This window comes from Mesorhizobium sp. ORS 3428, assembly GCF_001854785.1.
Taxonomy (GTDB): Bacteria; Pseudomonadota; Alphaproteobacteria; order Rhizobiales; family Rhizobiaceae; genus Mesorhizobium.
This window is the reverse complement of record NZ_MDFL01000114.1, coordinates 1-16,075: the sequence shown is the minus strand read 5'-3', so window position 1 is coordinate 16,075 and position 16,075 is coordinate 1. Positions and strand designations below refer to the sequence as shown.

12 protein-coding genes are annotated in these 16,075 nt (G+C 60.6%); 10 read left to right on the top strand and 2 right to left on the bottom strand.

Annotated features, from left to right (window positions below):
* The first annotated feature begins 17 nt into the window (after positions 1 to 17).
* Entirely contained in the window at positions 18 to 1,604 is a 1,587-nt protein-coding gene (locus ORS3428_RS33030) for a hypothetical protein (protein WP_131802891.1), read from the top strand.
* Positions 1,605 to 1,799: 195 nt separating this feature from the next.
* Here ORS3428_RS33030 and ORS3428_RS12520 read toward each other — a convergent pair whose 3' ends face one another.
* Positions 1,800 to 2,324 (bottom strand): helix-turn-helix transcriptional regulator, encoded by a 525-nt coding sequence (locus tag ORS3428_RS12520; protein ID WP_244507947.1) that lies wholly within the window; start codon positions 2,322 to 2,324, stop codon positions 1,800 to 1,802.
* 372 nt (positions 2,325 to 2,696) lie between these two features.
* Between ORS3428_RS12520 and ORS3428_RS12515 the strand changes: the two genes are divergently transcribed.
* On the top strand, positions 2,697 to 4,439 hold the full coding sequence (locus tag ORS3428_RS12515; protein ID WP_071098048.1) for a PAS domain S-box protein: 1,743 nt from the start codon (positions 2,697 to 2,699) through the stop codon (positions 4,437 to 4,439).
* Here ORS3428_RS12515 and ORS3428_RS12510 read toward each other — a convergent pair.
* Positions 4,436 to 5,116 carry a LuxR C-terminal-related transcriptional regulator gene (locus ORS3428_RS12510; RefSeq protein ID WP_071098046.1) on the bottom strand — a complete coding sequence of 227 codons (681 nt, stop codon included), beginning with the start codon at positions 5,114 to 5,116 and terminating at the stop codon, positions 4,436 to 4,438. The two genes, ORS3428_RS12515 and ORS3428_RS12510, sit on opposite strands and share 4 nt — an antisense overlap.
* Positions 5,117 to 5,600: 484 nt before the next feature.
* Between ORS3428_RS12510 and ORS3428_RS12505 the strand changes: the two genes are divergently transcribed.
* The 8 genes from ORS3428_RS12505 to ORS3428_RS12470 form a co-directional block, all read left to right on the top strand.
* Complete coding sequence (locus tag ORS3428_RS12505; RefSeq protein WP_071098044.1) at positions 5,601 to 6,323, top strand: nucleotidyltransferase family protein; 723 nt, start codon at positions 5,601 to 5,603, stop codon at positions 6,321 to 6,323.
* 43 nt (positions 6,324 to 6,366) lie between these two features.
* The gene (locus ORS3428_RS12500) at positions 6,367 to 7,503 is read left to right on the top strand and encodes a DegT/DnrJ/EryC1/StrS family aminotransferase (RefSeq protein WP_071098042.1); all 1,137 of its coding nucleotides are present in this window, start codon (positions 6,367 to 6,369) and stop codon (positions 7,501 to 7,503) included.
* Positions 7,500 to 8,159 carry a sugar transferase gene (locus tag ORS3428_RS12495; protein WP_071098040.1) on the top strand — a complete coding sequence of 220 codons (660 nt, stop codon included), beginning with the start codon at positions 7,500 to 7,502 and terminating at the stop codon, positions 8,157 to 8,159. Before ORS3428_RS12500 ends, ORS3428_RS12495 begins: the two co-directional genes overlap by 4 nt.
* Before the next feature lie 54 nt (positions 8,160 to 8,213).
* The gene (locus ORS3428_RS12490) at positions 8,214 to 9,218 is read left to right on the top strand and encodes an NAD-dependent epimerase/dehydratase family protein (RefSeq protein ID WP_071098037.1); all 1,005 of its coding nucleotides are present in this window, start codon (positions 8,214 to 8,216) and stop codon (positions 9,216 to 9,218) included.
* The gene (locus ORS3428_RS12485) at positions 9,215 to 10,492 is read left to right on the top strand and encodes a hypothetical protein (RefSeq protein WP_071098035.1); all 1,278 of its coding nucleotides are present in this window, start codon (positions 9,215 to 9,217) and stop codon (positions 10,490 to 10,492) included. The genes ORS3428_RS12490 and ORS3428_RS12485 overlap by 4 nt, the downstream gene beginning before the upstream one ends.
* A complete protein-coding gene (locus ORS3428_RS12480; RefSeq protein ID WP_071098033.1) occupies positions 10,479 to 11,741 on the top strand; it encodes a polysaccharide biosynthesis/export family protein in 1,263 nt (420 codons plus the stop codon). The genes ORS3428_RS12485 and ORS3428_RS12480 overlap by 14 nt, the downstream gene beginning before the upstream one ends.
* Before the next feature lie 478 nt (positions 11,742 to 12,219).
* The gene (locus ORS3428_RS12475; RefSeq protein ID WP_071098031.1) at positions 12,220 to 12,453 is read left to right on the top strand and encodes a hypothetical protein; all 234 of its coding nucleotides are present in this window, start codon (positions 12,220 to 12,222) and stop codon (positions 12,451 to 12,453) included.
* A 380-nt stretch (positions 12,454 to 12,833) separates the two neighbouring features.
* The coding region (locus ORS3428_RS12470; protein ID WP_071098029.1) for an Ig-like domain-containing protein at positions 12,834 to 16,075 on the top strand (3,242 nt) is incomplete at its 3' end.

Genomic DNA, 16,075 nt, shown 5'->3' with positions numbered 1-16,075 from the left:
TCGTGGAGTTCGACGCAATGACATCAGCCAGTCATCACGCCTACCGTGTTCAGCGATTCGAGCCCGAACCTCCGGAAGCGGCCGGGACCGGCGACACGGGAGATGTCAATACTGTACCGGTCGCGGAGCCGCAGATTCTGAGTAGCTTGCTCATGGCGCTGAACGCCTTGCGGCGAAACGAAGTCGAATGCTGCTATTGGAGGAGCAGCCGGCGCCTTCAGGCTGTCCTGTCGGGTGAATCCGACCTCGATCTGCTTGTCGCGCGATCCCATCAGCATGTTGCCGCCCAGGCGTTGCTTGCCTGTGGCTTCAAGCGCTTTGAGTCCGCAAACTGCCATGGCTATCCTGCGGTTCAGAGTTTTCTTGGTTATGACGAGCCTAGCGGTCGCATCGTCCATCTCCACCTTCACTTCCGTGTCATTGTCGGTGAGCCCGTCCTGAGAAATTACCAGCTTCCTTGGGAACCGTTCTTTTTGGCCTCGGCTATCCCACATCCGAACTTGCCCATTCGAACGCTGGATCCGGCGAGCGAAGCATTGTTGCTGGTGGTGCGGGCCAGCCTTGAGTTGCGTCGTCGGGATCCTATCGCACTTAGYAATTGGGCAAGCATGCAGGAGAAGTTCGAGCTCGATCGGCTGCATCTGGCAGCGCAGGTCGATCGCCGCCGTGTCCGCGGCTTGGCGGCAAACCTGGTAAAAGAGGAGCTGGCGGATTCGATTGTTGAAGCGCTGTTCGAGGCACAGCCCCTCGCGACTCTGCATCGTCTTCGCACCTCGATCCGCAAGGAACTGGCAGTGTACCGAACGTACAACAGCCTGGACGCCCTCTTGCGAGGCCTCGGCCGGGCAATCCTGTGGACCACCGGAAGGCTGAATCAGCGGTTCCTGCACGTTCCACGACCATGGAGCCGCCGTGCACCCGGCGGTGGCGTCGTGGTGGCGGTGGTTGGTATCGACGGCAGCGGAAAGACAACGCTGACGACGGCAATCCGCCAATGGCTTGGGGCAGAAGTCGACGTCCTTCCCGTATATTTCGGCACCGGCGGCGGCAGGCCGTCGTTGCTGCTACTRCCGTTCAAATTGGCGGTACCGATGGCGACCTGGGCGCTTGGAGCCAAGCCTAAAGGCAGCTCACACGGCACCATCTCGGATCGCCCGCCGGGGCCTTTCTACAGTATCCTGCTCGCCATATGGGCGAGCGTTGTCGCGGTTGAGAAGCGAAAGAAGCTGCTGGYCGCTCGTCGTGGTGCGGATCGGGGAATGGTCGTCATTGCCGACAGGTTCCCCCAGGACCAGAACGCAGACTTCAACGACGCTCCGCTGCTGCCCCGATTGGCTAAAGTTCCAGTCTGGCTGCGGCGTTTCGAGGCCAACGCATACGCGCTTGCCCGACGTCTGCCACCGGATCTCGTAATAAAGCTGCAGACCACTCCCGAGGTCATCGTGTCACGCGAGCCGGACATGGATCCCCTGGTCGTTCGAAGGCGGGTGCCGGCCCTGCAGCAACTGACCTTCGGCAGCACCACGGTGGTGAGCGTCGACGCCGGGCAGCCATTGGCCGACGTTATTCGTTCAACCAAGGCAGCGATCTGGCGGATGCTTTGATTGCATATGGAAAGTCGTCCGACCTGCGCGGTCGGAGGATAAGCAAACCGCAACGACTGCGTCGTCTGGCCTTCGCGGCCCTTGGGACACCGCTGCGAAGACGACAGTCGTCTTGCGCAAAAGATCTGCCTCCGAGAGGAAATCGCCCTTCGGAACCGGAGATGGCGCCTGTCTTCGACAGATGCAGCAATGGCCTCACGGCAAGACCGAAATGCGCCCGAGAAGAGCCACCAGCTCCGCCTGCCGCTTCGTCTCGGTCTTGGCGAACAAGGACGCAAGTTGAGAGCGGATCGTCGTGCGGCTGAGGCGCCAGCTCCGTGCGATCTCCAAAGGCGCGTCGCCTTGAGCCAAGCGCAGAGCAAGGTGCGTCTCGGCACTCGTCAAGCCGAACATGCGCTGCAGCGTCTGAGGGTTGGCCGCGGCCCTGTTTTCGCGATCCAGCAATGCGACGATACAGGTTCCGTCATGCGCGACCACACCTATCTCATTCAGCACCACCGGCCTGTCGCCATGGTTTCGGATCACGACCCAAGAGAGTGACCCCGGCAGGAAATGCACCGGTACGTTTGCAACCAGCCGCCTGAGCCCGACCGAAAGCGCGCTTGCCGTTTCGGCAGCTTCACCTTGTCGTTCAATCGTGGCTCGAGCGGCCGCATTCCATTCGATCACTTTCCTTTCGCCGTTCAGCACCAGATAGCCGCAGCCGATACGCTCCAGCATGCCGGTGATGGACTCCAGGCTCCGACGCTGCGAGCCGCCTGCCGATTCATTGGTCCAATCCGAGGCRCGTGTCGGATGCGACGCGTTCGATTGTCTCGCATAGGCCTTTTTCAGCACAATGTATCGGCCGCCGGCTGCCGGATCGACATGGCTTTCATTCGCAGTCATGATTTTTACTCGCCCACATGTACACAGATTTACTTGCGGTTACTCTCATTCTCTTGATCGGATGAATTTCCTTACATGGCATTGATCGGTCGCAACTCACGTGATTCTATGCGCGGGTTGAGGCGCGGCAATCCCACGGCGGTACTACGCTGCCTCCGTATGGCCTAGTCTCGACGAGCTAGTCCGAAGGTTGTAGTCTGTTGCATGGGCTCGTATTTGCGCTGGCTGAATTCGACGGTGCCCGGGACACCGTTAGCCCACGCGGCTTCCGCCGCGATTCTGACAGCCTCAATAGTATTCGAAGCAACCAATTCAATACATGTCGGGCAGGACGGAGCTTTTATCGCGTTCATTCCCGCGATTATCATCATAGTATATCTCGAAGGTCGCGCGGCCGCGATTGCCGCGACGCTTGTGATGGCGGCGGCTGGGCTCTGGGCGCGGCGAGTGCTGAATTCCCAAATCTCCTACGAGGACTGGACGCGCGCCATCCTTCTGCTGGTGTCGGGCGGGGTGATAGTGACGATATTCCACCGCTTGCGAACCGACTTGCGCCAAGCACTCGGGGTTGCGGAGGCAAGGCTTGCTGCCGTCCAGGAAACCGAGAGCCGCTATCGCTGGGCTTTCGAGCGCGCCGCCATGGGTTTCGCAAACAGCAATCGACGCGGCGAGTTGCTGCAAGCGAACGAACGCCTCTGCCAATTGACAGGTTACGAGGAGTTGGAGCTTGCGCAGTTGCGGCTCGAGACGCTCATTCACCCTGAGGACCGAGGTGCGGTGCAGGGATTTCTGACGGATCTGGGCAGCGATGCCGCTTCGTTCGGTGCCGAGGTTCGTCTGTTGCGAAAGGACGGCAAGACATTCTGGGCCCGTCTGACGCTGTCTTCGTCACCGCGCGAGGAAGTCTTCGCCGACAGCGTGTTCGTAGTGGTCGACGATATTTCGGAGCGGCGAACCGCACGCGAGGCGCTGCGGGCGCAGAAGGAATGGCTTGATCTCGCTTTGTCTGCCGGGCGCTTGGGCACCTGGCGAATGGACTTCAAGGATGGCACAGTCACTGGCCCGGGCAAATTCTGGGACATCCTCGGCCTGCCGCCGGCTCCCACTCGTCGCCTGGACGAACTTTCTGCTGTGGTTCATCCAGCTGATTGGCCGAAGTTGACAGCTTCGGTCAAACCCTCGACGGCGGCGAACTACGACATCGAGTTTCGTGTCCGGCGGCAAGATGGGCATGTGCGATGGATCGCCCTGCGCGGACGCAAGGAAAGATACGATGATCGCTCGCTCTACATCGGGGTGGCTGCCGACCTCACTGAACGTCGGCAAACCACGCTCCTGCGGGCAGCCGCGGAGAAACGCGAGCGCACCATGCGCGAAGAGCGCCATCGCTTCAGCAATCTGTTTCCGGTGATCATCGCCCTGGTGAAGATGATCAATGTCCCGGACAACGACATCGCCAAATACAAGGAGATGCTGATTGACCGGATAAGGACCCTGRAGGCGACGCACCTGCTTCTCTCGCGCCRCTCAAGCACTTCCGGGCTGCTCAATGATCTCGTCGTTCAGGAACTTCAACCGTTTGCAGAAACAAGAGACGTAAAAATCGCCGGACCGTCGGTGGTAATGCCCGCCGGCGCCGCCRAGAGCTTTGCCATGGTCCTTCACGAGTTGACRACCAATTCGGTAAAACATGGTGCGCTGGGCAGCGCCGATGGCCGCGTCGAAGTAACGTGGCGCTTCGCTTCAGCCGACGCAGGTAGCGACGTCGTGTTCGATTGGGTGGAATCGGGGCAACGTAAGCTCGCAAGCATCGTGCGCCATGGCTTCGGTTCAATGATAATCGGCGTGAACGGTGCGCCGCTGGTCGGTCATTCGCCGAAATTGGAGATATCGGAGCACGCGTTCCGATATTCGTTGCGGCTATCACGGAAAGAAATCGAGCTCTAACCCTCTCTGTTCGCAAGCCAGTTCTGCAGCAACACGGCCGCTTCGGTCCGGTTTCGCACCCCTAGTTCGCGCATGACGGCCGCTGCGTGGATTTTCGTCGTCGCTTCGGCAATCTCCAAATCGCGGGCGATTTCTTTGTTCGAGTACCCTTCCGCCATCAACTTCAGAACTTCTTTCTGTCGTGACGTCAGCCTGGCGAGGCTGCCGATGGTGATRCGCCGCCTGGCCGAGAATCGCTGCGCCGGCGCATGCGTCTGCTGACCTGGCCCGGGGGRGGTGCGCGACGACAGAAGTGCCGGAACATAGATGCGGCCCGCTAGTATCTCGGCCACCGCCAGCACCACTTCCTCGTCCTTCTGCGACTTCACGATGTAGCCGTGCAGCCCGATCGAAAGGGCTTTGAGTATCTCTGCGCGTGAATCATCGGCGGAAACGATCGCGAAATGTGTCTCGGGATAGGCGGCTATAACATCGCCCAAGATCTCCTGGTCGAAGAGGCCCGGCATGTTCAGGTCAAGGATCGCAAGATCAATTGATGCATGCTGCTCCAAGAGGCTGATCACAGCGTCGAAACACGCCGCGTCAAATATCTCGGCGCCCGGAATGCCTGCCGTCAGTGCCAATCGAAGGCCACGGCGATACAATCCGTGATCGTCGGCGATGACGATCCGATGCATTGCACTACCCCAACGCTAGTCGGCGAGCCTACCCGTACTCGCCCGCCGCACTCGGTCTCCCTGAGATGCGCCCACGGTGACCAGCTTAAACCCTTGGYCGTTTGCTGATCGTCGCATCACAGTGAAGTCCGCGGCCACCCCCGCCCGCAAAACCTCAGATCGTGTCCTCAACTGTAGTCTCAATTTGAACCGGTTTGAACCARCGGCCGATCACTAGTCGTCACATCACGGTGAGGTCCGCGGATGTCTCGCCCGCTCACCTCGAGTCATGGGACGCCAGGAACGCCGGATCATTACCATTCGAACGCAGGACGGTAACCATTCGAACGCACGACGACACTCATTTCGAGCGGCCATAACATCCATGACGCGCTCTTCGGATGAATCTGGGAAGTGTCTGCGAACACACTCTCCGGCTGGCTCGCGGCGATGTTGTTTGCCGGCCGGCGCATCACGAGGAGCCGCATGAGCTTGGGAGGATAGGATGAAAGCGGTGATTCAGTGCGGTGGAATGGGAACGCGCCTTCGGCCCTTCACCTCAGTCTTGCCGAAGCCGCTCATGCCAATCGGGGCGCGTCCCGTTCTGGAGTTGCTCCTGAAATGGTTGCGACGCAACGGCATCGAAGACGTCTATATCACCACCGGGTATCTCGGGCACCTGATCCGCAGCGTCTGCGGTGATGGCTCCCAGTGGAACCTGAAGGTTCGCTATACCCAGGAAATCGAGCCGCTCGGGACCATAGGCCCGCTCTCATTGATCAGAGACGAGTTGACCGAGCCGTTTCTCGTCCTCAACGGCGATGTCCTCACGGATCTTAGCCTCAGTCGTTTTGTGGCGGCGCATCGCAAGCATAAAGATCCGGTAACCATCGCCACCGCCTGCCGCCTGATAAAGATGGATTTCGGTGTCATAGACGAAGTGGACAATATCGTGCAGATATTCCGCGAGAAGCCCACGCTGTCCCACCTTGTCAGCATGGGGATATACTGCATGGATCCGGATGTCTTGCAGTATATTCCCTCTGGTGTGCCATTTGGATTCGACGATCTGATGCTGCAGATGATGCAAGCAGGCACGGTCGTGCACGTGTACAAGCACGAGGGTCTTTGGCTCGACATCGGCCGCGTCGACGACTTCCAGAATGCGCAATCAATCTCGTGGGAAGAGCAGTCGGCTTCGATAGAGGTCGCTGCCGCCGCGGCGTGAGAAACGGCCGTCATCGGGGTCGGACAACGGCCGGGAGGTCACAATGCTCCTAGTGAGTGCCCCGATCTTGGGCGTACCGGAGAAGGCCGCGCTGTCGAAGGTAATCGATAGCGGTTGGCTGACAATGGGCGAGCGGGTGCGGGCCTTCGAGAAGGCCTTTGCGGATGCCCATGGCGCCGAGGATTGCGTTGTGGTCAGTTCCTGCACCGCAGCGCTGCATCTGATCCTGCACGCTCTCGGGATCGGCCCTGGCGACGAAGTGCTCGTTCCGTCTCTGACCTTCGTAGCGACAGCGAATGCGGTGCTATATGTCGGGGCCACACCAGTCTTCGTTGACATCGAATCGATCGACGTGCCGCTGATATCGATTGCGGACGCCGAAGCGAAATGCACTCCGCGCACGAAGGCAGTCATTCTCGTCCACTTCGCGGGCTATCTCGCCGACCGCGAACGGTGGCAGAGATTCGCTCGTGCGCGAGGATTGCACATTATTGAAGATGCCGCGCATGCGCCTGGCTTGAAGGAGGTGGGGACGTTCGGCGTGGCCGCCGCTTTCAGCTTCTATGGCAACAAGAACATGACGACGGGGGAAGGAGGAGCCGTCATCGCGCGCGACGGCGATCTGCGCGAGGAAATCCGCCAGGCCCGCGGGCATGGGATGACCTCGGGAACACATCAGCGCTTGAACAGCCGCACGCCGCAATATGACGTGACCATGCTCGGCTTCAACTACCGCATGGACGAGCTGAGGGCGGCGATCGGCCTGGTCCAGCTGCAGAACCTGCAGGAGTGGAACGAGATAAGGCGCATCTTGACCGTGCTGTACCGGCGCCTCATCGCAAGCCATTGCCCGGCTGTGATAGTGCCATTCAGCAAGCCCCGAACGTCCGCCTACCATATCATGCCCATCATTCTACCGCGCTTTGCCGCGCGGCAGCATGTAATCGACGAACTGCGGGCTCAGGGGATACAGACCACCATCCACTACCCTCCCCTGCATTGGATGACGCTCTATCGCGAGCGTTTCCCCGGTATCCATCTGCCGCTTACGGAAGACTTCGCCCAGCGGGAACTCACGATTCCGCTGCATCCTCAGATCACGTCATCGGCGGTCGAGGCGGTCRTTGCCGCCTTGGCAGGCGCCCTTGACGGCTGCAGGCGGGCAGGAACAGCGGCATGAATGCCTCGCATCGATATTTCAGTCCGTGCCCCAGCCACGGGTTCGCAAGGCGGTCCGTCGATCTCGCCGTTGCGACTGTGGCGTGCGCGGTGCTGGCGCCGCTCATGCTGCTGATCGCCGTGGCCTTGATGCTGGAAAGCGGCTGGCCCTTCCTGTTTGTTCAGACCCGCGTCGGCGCAGGCGGCCGGCCCTTCCGCATGTACAAATTCCGTAAGTTCGCTGTGCGATGCAGCCCGAACGGCCTTCCGCTGACCGTCGCCCGCGACAGCCGCATGACGACGTTAGGRAGGCTGCTGGCCACCACCAAGCTCGACGAATTGCCTCAGTTATGGAACGTCCTCAAGGGCGACATGGCTGTCGTCGGGCCGCGACCGGAAAGCCTTGCTTTCGCAGATTGCTTCTTCGGAGGTTTCGAAACTCTGCTCCAATACAAGCCAGGCTTGCTTGGYCCAGCGCAGGCGATCTTCCGGCACGAAGCCTATCTGTACCCGCAAACCATGGACCCGGTGCTGTTTTACCGTGAGATCCTTTTTCCCGCCAAGGCGAGGATCGACCTTTCCTATTATCCGAAGCGCACGATCGCCTCGGACGTGGTCTGGATGATCCGCTGCTTCCTCGCGATCCTTCGTGCGGCTCCGGCAGGTGAGAATTTCTGAGATGTTCGCGCGCCGCATGATCCGCGTGGCCAGTCGGACGAGAGGGGCCTAGCCGTGGCTTACGAAGGAAAGAAGGTTCTGATCACCGGTGCGGATGGTTTTATCGGGTCGCACCTCACCGAAGCGCTGGTCCGGAACGGCGCCGATGTAACCGCTTTGGCCCTCTACAATTCATTTGACAGCCATGGCTGGCTGGACGACCTGCCGGAGAGCGTTCGACGCCGACTGAAGCTCGTCCGCGGGGACGTGYGCGACAGAGCGTTCCTCGACCGGATCATACGCGGACAGGCTGTCGTATTTCACCTGGCGGCGCTGATCGCCATTCCATACTCCTACGCCGCCGCGCAGTCCTACGTGGAGACCAACATTCTTGGCACGGTCAATGTGCTCGAGGCCGCGCGCGAGTGGGAAATCGAACGCGTGGTGCATACCTCAACCAGCGAGGTTTACGGCACGRCCCTGACCATGCCGATCAGCGAGACCCACCCCCTGCAGGGACAGTCGCCCTACTCGGCCTCCAAGATCGGGGCCGACATGATGGCAGAATCCTACGCCAGGTCCTTCGATGTCCCTGTCGTCATCATGCGCCCCTTCAACACATACGGCCCGCGCCAGAGTGAACGCGCCATCGTGCCGACCATCATACGGCAGGCCCTTGATCCAAATTGCCCGGCGATCATGGTCGGGGACACAAGCCCGATCCGTGATCTCACCTTTGTGGAAGACACAGCGTCGGCATTCCTGACCGCCGGGATGGCCGAACTCGAATTTGGTCGCCCCTACAACGCCGGCAGCCAGCGCGCCTCGACCATCTCCGAGGTGCTCAATCTGGTACTCGAATTGAGCGATACGACAAAACCCGTCCGTCGCGACGAGAGYCGATTGCGGCCGCAGAATTCGGAGGTCCGCGCCCTGCTCGCGGACTGCTCGCGCTTTGCAGGCGAGACAGGATGGCGAGCGCAGACTAGCCTGCGCGATGGGCTTGAACGAACCATCGCCTGGTGGCGGGGGCGCTTGAGCGAGGGYCGCGTACGCCGCGAAATGGACTACATGACATGACGCTGCTTCTCCAGCGTATGTTGGTGCTAATGGTAGCTGTCGGATCCATGCCGCTGGTCCTCGCGGCGGCCGAAAGGACCGGCAACAGCATGCCGGCCCAGCTTGTTGCATCAGTGCCGATGGCATTGCCCGACTATCTGCAATCGACAAAGGATCCGGCGTTCGGCACGATTTTCACACGCATCACCAAGCCCGGCGACCTTGGGAAGGGCATCGTTTGCGGCAACAAATATTGCAGCCATCGTTACTCGAGTTCGCAGGCGTGGAATGCGGACCAGAGTTTGCTTCTGCTAACCAACGGCTGCGGCGGTATGTGCTTCTTCGATGGCCGGACCTATGTTCCACTGTTTCATCGCAGTCGATCCACCGAATGCGAATGGCATCCTCGCGATCCCGAACTGRTGATCTGCGTCCATGACCAGGAGATATCGACCTGGGCGCCGCGGACCGACCACGAAGAAATCCAGTTCGCCACGCGGGAATACGGCAATCTCCAATTCGGGCCATACAAGGGCAATTCGAGCCTCGACGGCAATCGCGTCGCAGTGCGCGCCACCCGCCGGGATGGCCACCTGATCGTCTTCGCCTATGACCTGAAGCAGCGGCAGAAGTTCCCGGACATCGATCTGGCGCAGCTGGCCGGAACCAACAATGCCTGCTCGATCTCTCCGCTCGGGATCAACATCATTTGTTTTCAGACTCTAAAGGACGGCGTCGAACAAGCTTTCATCTTCTCCGTGGACGGCACCTTGCACCAGAAATGGACGGAGCATCATCGGCCGGGCCATGGCGACATGACGATCGATGCCGACGGCAGCGAAGTCTATGTCGGGATAAGCAAGTCGGACCCGGACAAGTATCAGGTGATCAAGCGAAGGCTCTCTGACGGGAAAGTCACCCCGCTGATGAAATACGGTGAGGCTCAGCACGCCTCGCTCAGGTCGCTGGGCAGGCCCGGCTGGGTATTCCTGAGCTACGCCGGAAATCCGGATGAGGTCGCCAAACATCCAGATTGGGCGCCCTATGCACGGGAAGTGATTGCGCTGCGCATCGACGGCAGCGGAGACGTTCGGCCCATTGTCCAGACCCGGAACATTCCGTTCGACTACTGGAGCGAAACCCACGCCTCGCCATCGCCGGATGGTTCGCAGGTGGTCTGGTCGAGCAACTGGGGAGTGCCCGGCGGCCCGGTCTACGATTTCGTCGCTCGTGTCGACTGGCCGGAGAACCGGGCGTCGGCGCAGATGGAGGTTGTGGCAAATGGTGTTCATTAGTCGAATTGCCGTCACCTCGGTTATCGCGCTTTGCGTCGCACCGTTGGYCATGGCTGAGGACGGTCAGGATGTCTATCACCTCTCTGCCGGCGATACGGTCGAAGTCGGGATTGCCGCCCTCCCCGATTGGCCGCGCCGCGCCGTCGTCCAGATGGACGGCACGATCGCACTCCCTCAGGTCGGGATGGTCGCAGTCGCGGGCCTGACTTCAGCCGAATTTCAGTCGCGTATGGAAACGATCCTGCCGAGCAAGATCTTTCGCATGCGCCTGTCCGATGGGCGAGAACAGACGCTCGTCATAAAGCCAAGCGACGTCACCGCGGTCATAGCCGAGTACCGGCCGATCTATGTGACTGGCGATGTGCTCACCCCAGGTCAACAGGCCTACCGCCCGATGATGACGGTCCGGCAAGCGATAGCTGTTTCAGGAGGGTTCAGTCTCCTGCGGTCGCGGGCAGCTCAGGCCGGCCCTGATCCCGTCGATCTGCGGCGTGACTATGAATCCCTTTGGGGAGAATACACCAAAGCCTACTTTCACAGTGCCCGCATCAGGGCCGAATTAGAGAACAAGGACAGCTTCGACACGCARCTGCCGCAAGGCTCGCCGTTGCCGGACAGCATCGGCGCGGCGATCGCCCAAGCCGAGGCAGAGGCGCTCAAGATAGCCCTAGGCGATTATCAGCAGGAGCAGCGCTTCCTCGACAAGGCAGAGAAAGATGCTGCAGCCGAAGCCGCTGTGCTTGCCAAGCGTCAGGAGGTCGAGGCCGAAGGAGTGAAGGCGGATGAAGAGGACCTGGCGCGGGTAACCAAGCTGTACGAGGCAGGAAACCTGACCAACAACAGATTGGCCGACGTCCGGCGCGCTCTGCTCCTGTCGTCCAGCGGAGCCCTTCAAACGTCGGTTGAGTTGATGCGGACACGCCACCAGCAGGAGGACTACGCCAGGCAGCGCGAACGCGGCGACAATCAAAGAAGGATCGGTCTGCTGACCGAACTGAAGGAGACTGACGCTTCGCTGGCGGAACTCACCTCGAAACTTCACGCCGCAAGCCAGAAATTGCAACCGACCGGAGCATCCGCGCAGCCCCTGCCCATTGCCGGTGAAACAATCCGGGCTCAGGTGACCATCATTCGCAAAGTCGGCGCCGAATGGCGAAAGCTGGCCGTCGATGAAGACGCGGCCGTGGCGCCCGGCGATACCGTAGAGGTCAGGTTCGCGAGCGAACTCGAAAGCGCTGCCGTCCAATAGGCCAGCGCGGGTCGGCCGACATAGGACTTCGCGCTGTTATGGCGCGTTTACGTCGCGCCGGCCATCCGCTTCATCATCATGCCGCTCGATCCTGAACACCGTTCGGCTTTTCGAACTCAGTGCATTTGTCACCGAGCGGCCCGGCGGCCTATTCGGGGTACTCAACCAGCCACCGGGCCTAACCGGCGGAGCATGGGGACCTCTTGGGTCGCCGGCTGCGGTCAGTATGTGCGCGCGTCGTCGGCAAGGCATCATTCGAACGAACACGATGCGTGCGCGGCCGGCTGCCACTGGGTCGCGACAAGCCTGATACTCAATCGTTGGCCAACAGACCCGTCACACTTGACTGTCTTCATCACAACGAAGGGCGACAAGCGCCGATCTGCGTGATCTGGTGAACGCAAGGAGTTCGGTACCACCGAACACCGATACATATTCGGAGACCACCCACTCCGGACGATTTTATGAGGTCGGACAGATGCGCGGACAGCGACGTGAAGAAATTGGCCAATCCACGCTGGCGATCCTCGAAGCTGAATGCGCCGAGCGCGCCGCCAAGGCAGCCAGGTTGAAGTTAATTCGCACACAGTTTCTGCTGGCGGAAGCAGACTTGCGGATTTCCTTTGCCGAGGAGATCGACTGCACGGTGCTCGGCGAGGCCTTGAGGGATTGCGGTGCATATGGTCCGAGACGCCTCCTCCCCGGCAAGTGATCCCCTGCGCTGACAAGCAGCCCGGCCTATCTGTCGAAGATCGGCGCCAACGCCATGTGGAACCGCATCATCGGCCATCAACGAATTTTGAACGCCGGTTTCAGGCTTCTGCAGCGCACGGCGCAAGAATTCGGGCGAAGCGCCGGCTGCTTGTACCTGCATCATTCGAATGGAGGGTGCACATTACAGTGCTCCGATCTATTCCGAAACGTTACGTCGATACGAATACAGTGCGCGACTTGAACCGAAGCTTATCGCTTCGGTTCAAGAAGCTTCCCGCATTTGCGCTTGGGGAAGCCATGTCCGATCTCGCGAGGATCGGACTGACGCCCGGGAAGGCCGTTGGACGGTGATCCATCCCTACGGATCGGGGGTTCCGAATGACCAGTTCRTCACAGATCAACACCCTATTTTCCGGCATTTCCGATACATCAAGCGATCCGCCGCACAATGCGCTCGCTGTCGCCCCAAACAATGTCGTCACGGCGGAAGGGTCGCAGGTCGAGTGGACGGATTTGTCCGGCGGCTCGAGGAATGTGGAATCGGTTTACCAATTCTTCGGTTCGCTAGGGGYGACCGCTACAAATGCTCTCTTTGATCCGCGGGCGGCCTATGACAGCGTCAACCAAAGGTATGTCGTCACCATCGACAATATCGGCTCGGGCGGCACGGTCAGCAACATCGACATCGCCGTCTCACGGGATTCGAACCCGAATGACGGGTGGTACTTCTATTCGCTGAACACGTCGCTCACGATCAACGGTCAGCTGACRGCCGCCGACCAGCCGACGGTGTCCCTCGACGGCAGCAATATCTACATCACCGCCCCCCAATACGACGTCAACGTCTCGGGTTTCGCCGGCACCGAGCAATGGGTCATCTCCGACACGGCGGGCGCCGACGGCGGCATCTACAACGGTGGCACGATGACTGTCGTCGCCAATCAGGTTGCTTCGCCCAATCAGGGCATCGCCAGGGTCGTCGCGGGCAACAATGGCCAGACCTACTATGCCTCCGCGGTCAACACCGGCAGCCAAACCCTCATCACCCTGCAAACCTACAGCCTCGCCACCAACAGTTTCGGATCGGCAACGACGGTGTCGTTCGGCAGCGTCGACCAAGGTGGAGGAGGATCGGACTTCACGGCTCAGCAGCAAGGAACGAACGTCTTGCTCGATGCCGGCGACGGGAACATCCAAAACCTCGCCTACTCGAACGGTTTCCTTTATGGCGTGTCCGAGGTGAAGCCAGTCGGATCGAGCATTCCCCAGGTCCATTGGTTCAAGATCGACGTCAGCAATCCGAGCAGCCCGACCCTCGTGGCGCAGGGCAATATTGACGGCGCGGCGATCGGCAACGGYGTTGCCACATTCGATGGCTCGATCGCCGTCGACGGAGCGGGCGACGTCATCATCAACTACACGGCCAGCGGCCCAGGCGTATATCCGGCCGACTATTACAGTTTCCTGGCTGCTGCCGACCCTTCGGGCACGTTCAGCGCGCCCGTCCTCTACCAGGCAAGCTCGAGCTATCTCGCCAACGGCGACGGCGGAAATGTCCAGCGTTGGGGTTCCAATTCCTCGGCGACCGCGGACCCCAGCAATCCGGGCTCCTTCTGGCTGTCGAATGAATACGTCGCCAATGGCTGGTGGCAGACATCGGTGGCCCAGGTCGCCATCCAGACACCGACGGCGAACGTGACTGAGCGGCTGAGCAACGACACTGGCGCATCATCAAGCGACAAGATCACCAGCAACGCCAAACTGATCGGCACCGGTGTGGCGAATGCTGTCGTGTCCTTCACGGTGGACGGCACTCCGATCGCGACCACGGTCACAGCCAACGCAGGCGGCGCCTGGACCTTCACGCCGACCGGGCTCGCGGACGGACAGCACACCGTCGTCGCCAGCGAGACCGGCGCGCCAGGGAGCCCTTCGCCAGCGTCGCTAACGTTCACGCTCGACACCACGGCCCCGGTAGTGACGATCGCCAATTCAGGCGGCTCGACCAATCAGGCAGCGCTGACGATGACGGGAACCGTCAGCGACCCCGATGTCTCCGGTCCAGGTACGACTGTCGCGATATTCGACAACAAGGTACAGGTCGGCACGGCGACCGTTCAGGCGGACGGGTCCTGGAGCACGGGCATCACCCTGACCAACGGCACGAACACCTTGACGGCCACGGATATCGATCTCGCGGGCAATGTCGGGGTTAGCGCGCCGGTCACCGACACGATCACCGTGCCCGCATCCTCGATCAAAACGTCGTTCGCAGGCATCTCGGACCCGTCCGACGATCCGCCGGACAATGGCCTGGCGGTGGGTCCGGGCAACATAGTGATGGCTGAGGGTCAGCGCGTCGAGTGGACAGACCTCACCGGCGCCGCCGCCACATCCATGTCGGCCTACAATTTCTTCCCCCCGCCAGGGGGCGCAACGTCGTGGGTAGGTTCGCTGAAGGACACGTTCAGCGCATACGACGCCGCCAACAATCGGTTCGTCTACAGCAGCGAAAATCTCAATCCGCACACCAGCCCCGGCAGCACCAATGAAGTGTTTGCGGTTTCCAAGGATTTCAACCCCAATGACGGCTGGTATTTCGGTTCGATCAGCACCTCGACGACCATCAACGGCGCGGCGACCGAATCCGACGAGCCGACGTTGGCGGTCGACGGGACCAACATCTATGTCGCGTCTCCGCAGTACAATGCCACCGGTCCCGGTTACCTGGGATCGGAGCTGTGGGTCATCGGCGACACGGCTGGGGCGGGCGCCGGCATCTACAATGGCGGCACGCCTACTGTCATAGCGACGCAGCTGACCGACCCCAGTTTGGGCATCTTCCGCGATGTGGCCGGCAAGAACGGCAAGACCTATTTCGCAAGCACTTACAACAGCGGCGRCCAGAGCCGTTTGGCACTGCAGACCTACGACGTGGCCACGAACTCGTTTGGATCGATGACCAACGTCTCGTTTGGAAACATCGACCAGGGCACCGGCGGCACCAGCTACTACGCCCAGCAGCAAGGCTCGAGCGTGCTACTCGATGTGAACGACGGCCGAATCGGCAACCTCGTCTACGCCAACGGATTCCTCTACGGCACGAATGAGATTCAGCCGATCGGATCGAGCGTTCCAAATGTCCACTGGTTCAAGATCGACGTCAGCAACCCCGCCAATCCAGTCCTCGTGGCGCAGGGCACCATATCCGGCAACGCCATCGGTACGAACGTGGCGACGTTCAACGGTTCGATTGCCGTTGATGCGGCAGGCGACGTGATCATAAATTTCAACGCCAGCGGTCCGAACATGCTTCCGTCGGACTACTACGTCCTGGGCAAAACCAGCAATCTGTCCTTCGGATTCACCACACCGGTCCTCTACCAGGCGAGTTCRCAACCCTTCGCCCTGGACACAAATCGCTGGGGCACCAACTCCTCTGCCTTCGTGGATCCCAACAATCCGAATGCGTTCTGGGTCTCGAGCGAATACATCGCAAACAACTGGTGGCAGACCGCGGTTGCCCAGGTCGTCGTCCAGGGAGTGCCGACGATCGCCTCGATCGCGACGTCGGGCACCGGCATCACCAACGGCACCGGCGACCTCAACGCCGGCAAGAC

Excerpts from the sequence above, each read along its gene's own strand:
- ORS3428_RS12505 (WP_071098044.1), top strand. The coding sequence starts at position 5,601 with ATGAAAGCGGTGATTCAGTGCGGTGGAATGGGAACGCGCCTTCGGCCC.
- ORS3428_RS12475 (WP_071098031.1), top strand. The coding sequence starts at position 12,220 with ATGCGCGGACAGCGACGTGAAGAAATTGGCCAATCCACGCTGGCGATC.
- ORS3428_RS12520 (WP_244507947.1), bottom strand. The coding sequence starts at position 2,324 with ATGCTGGAGCGTATCGGCTGCGGCTATCTGGTGCTGAACGGCGAAAGG.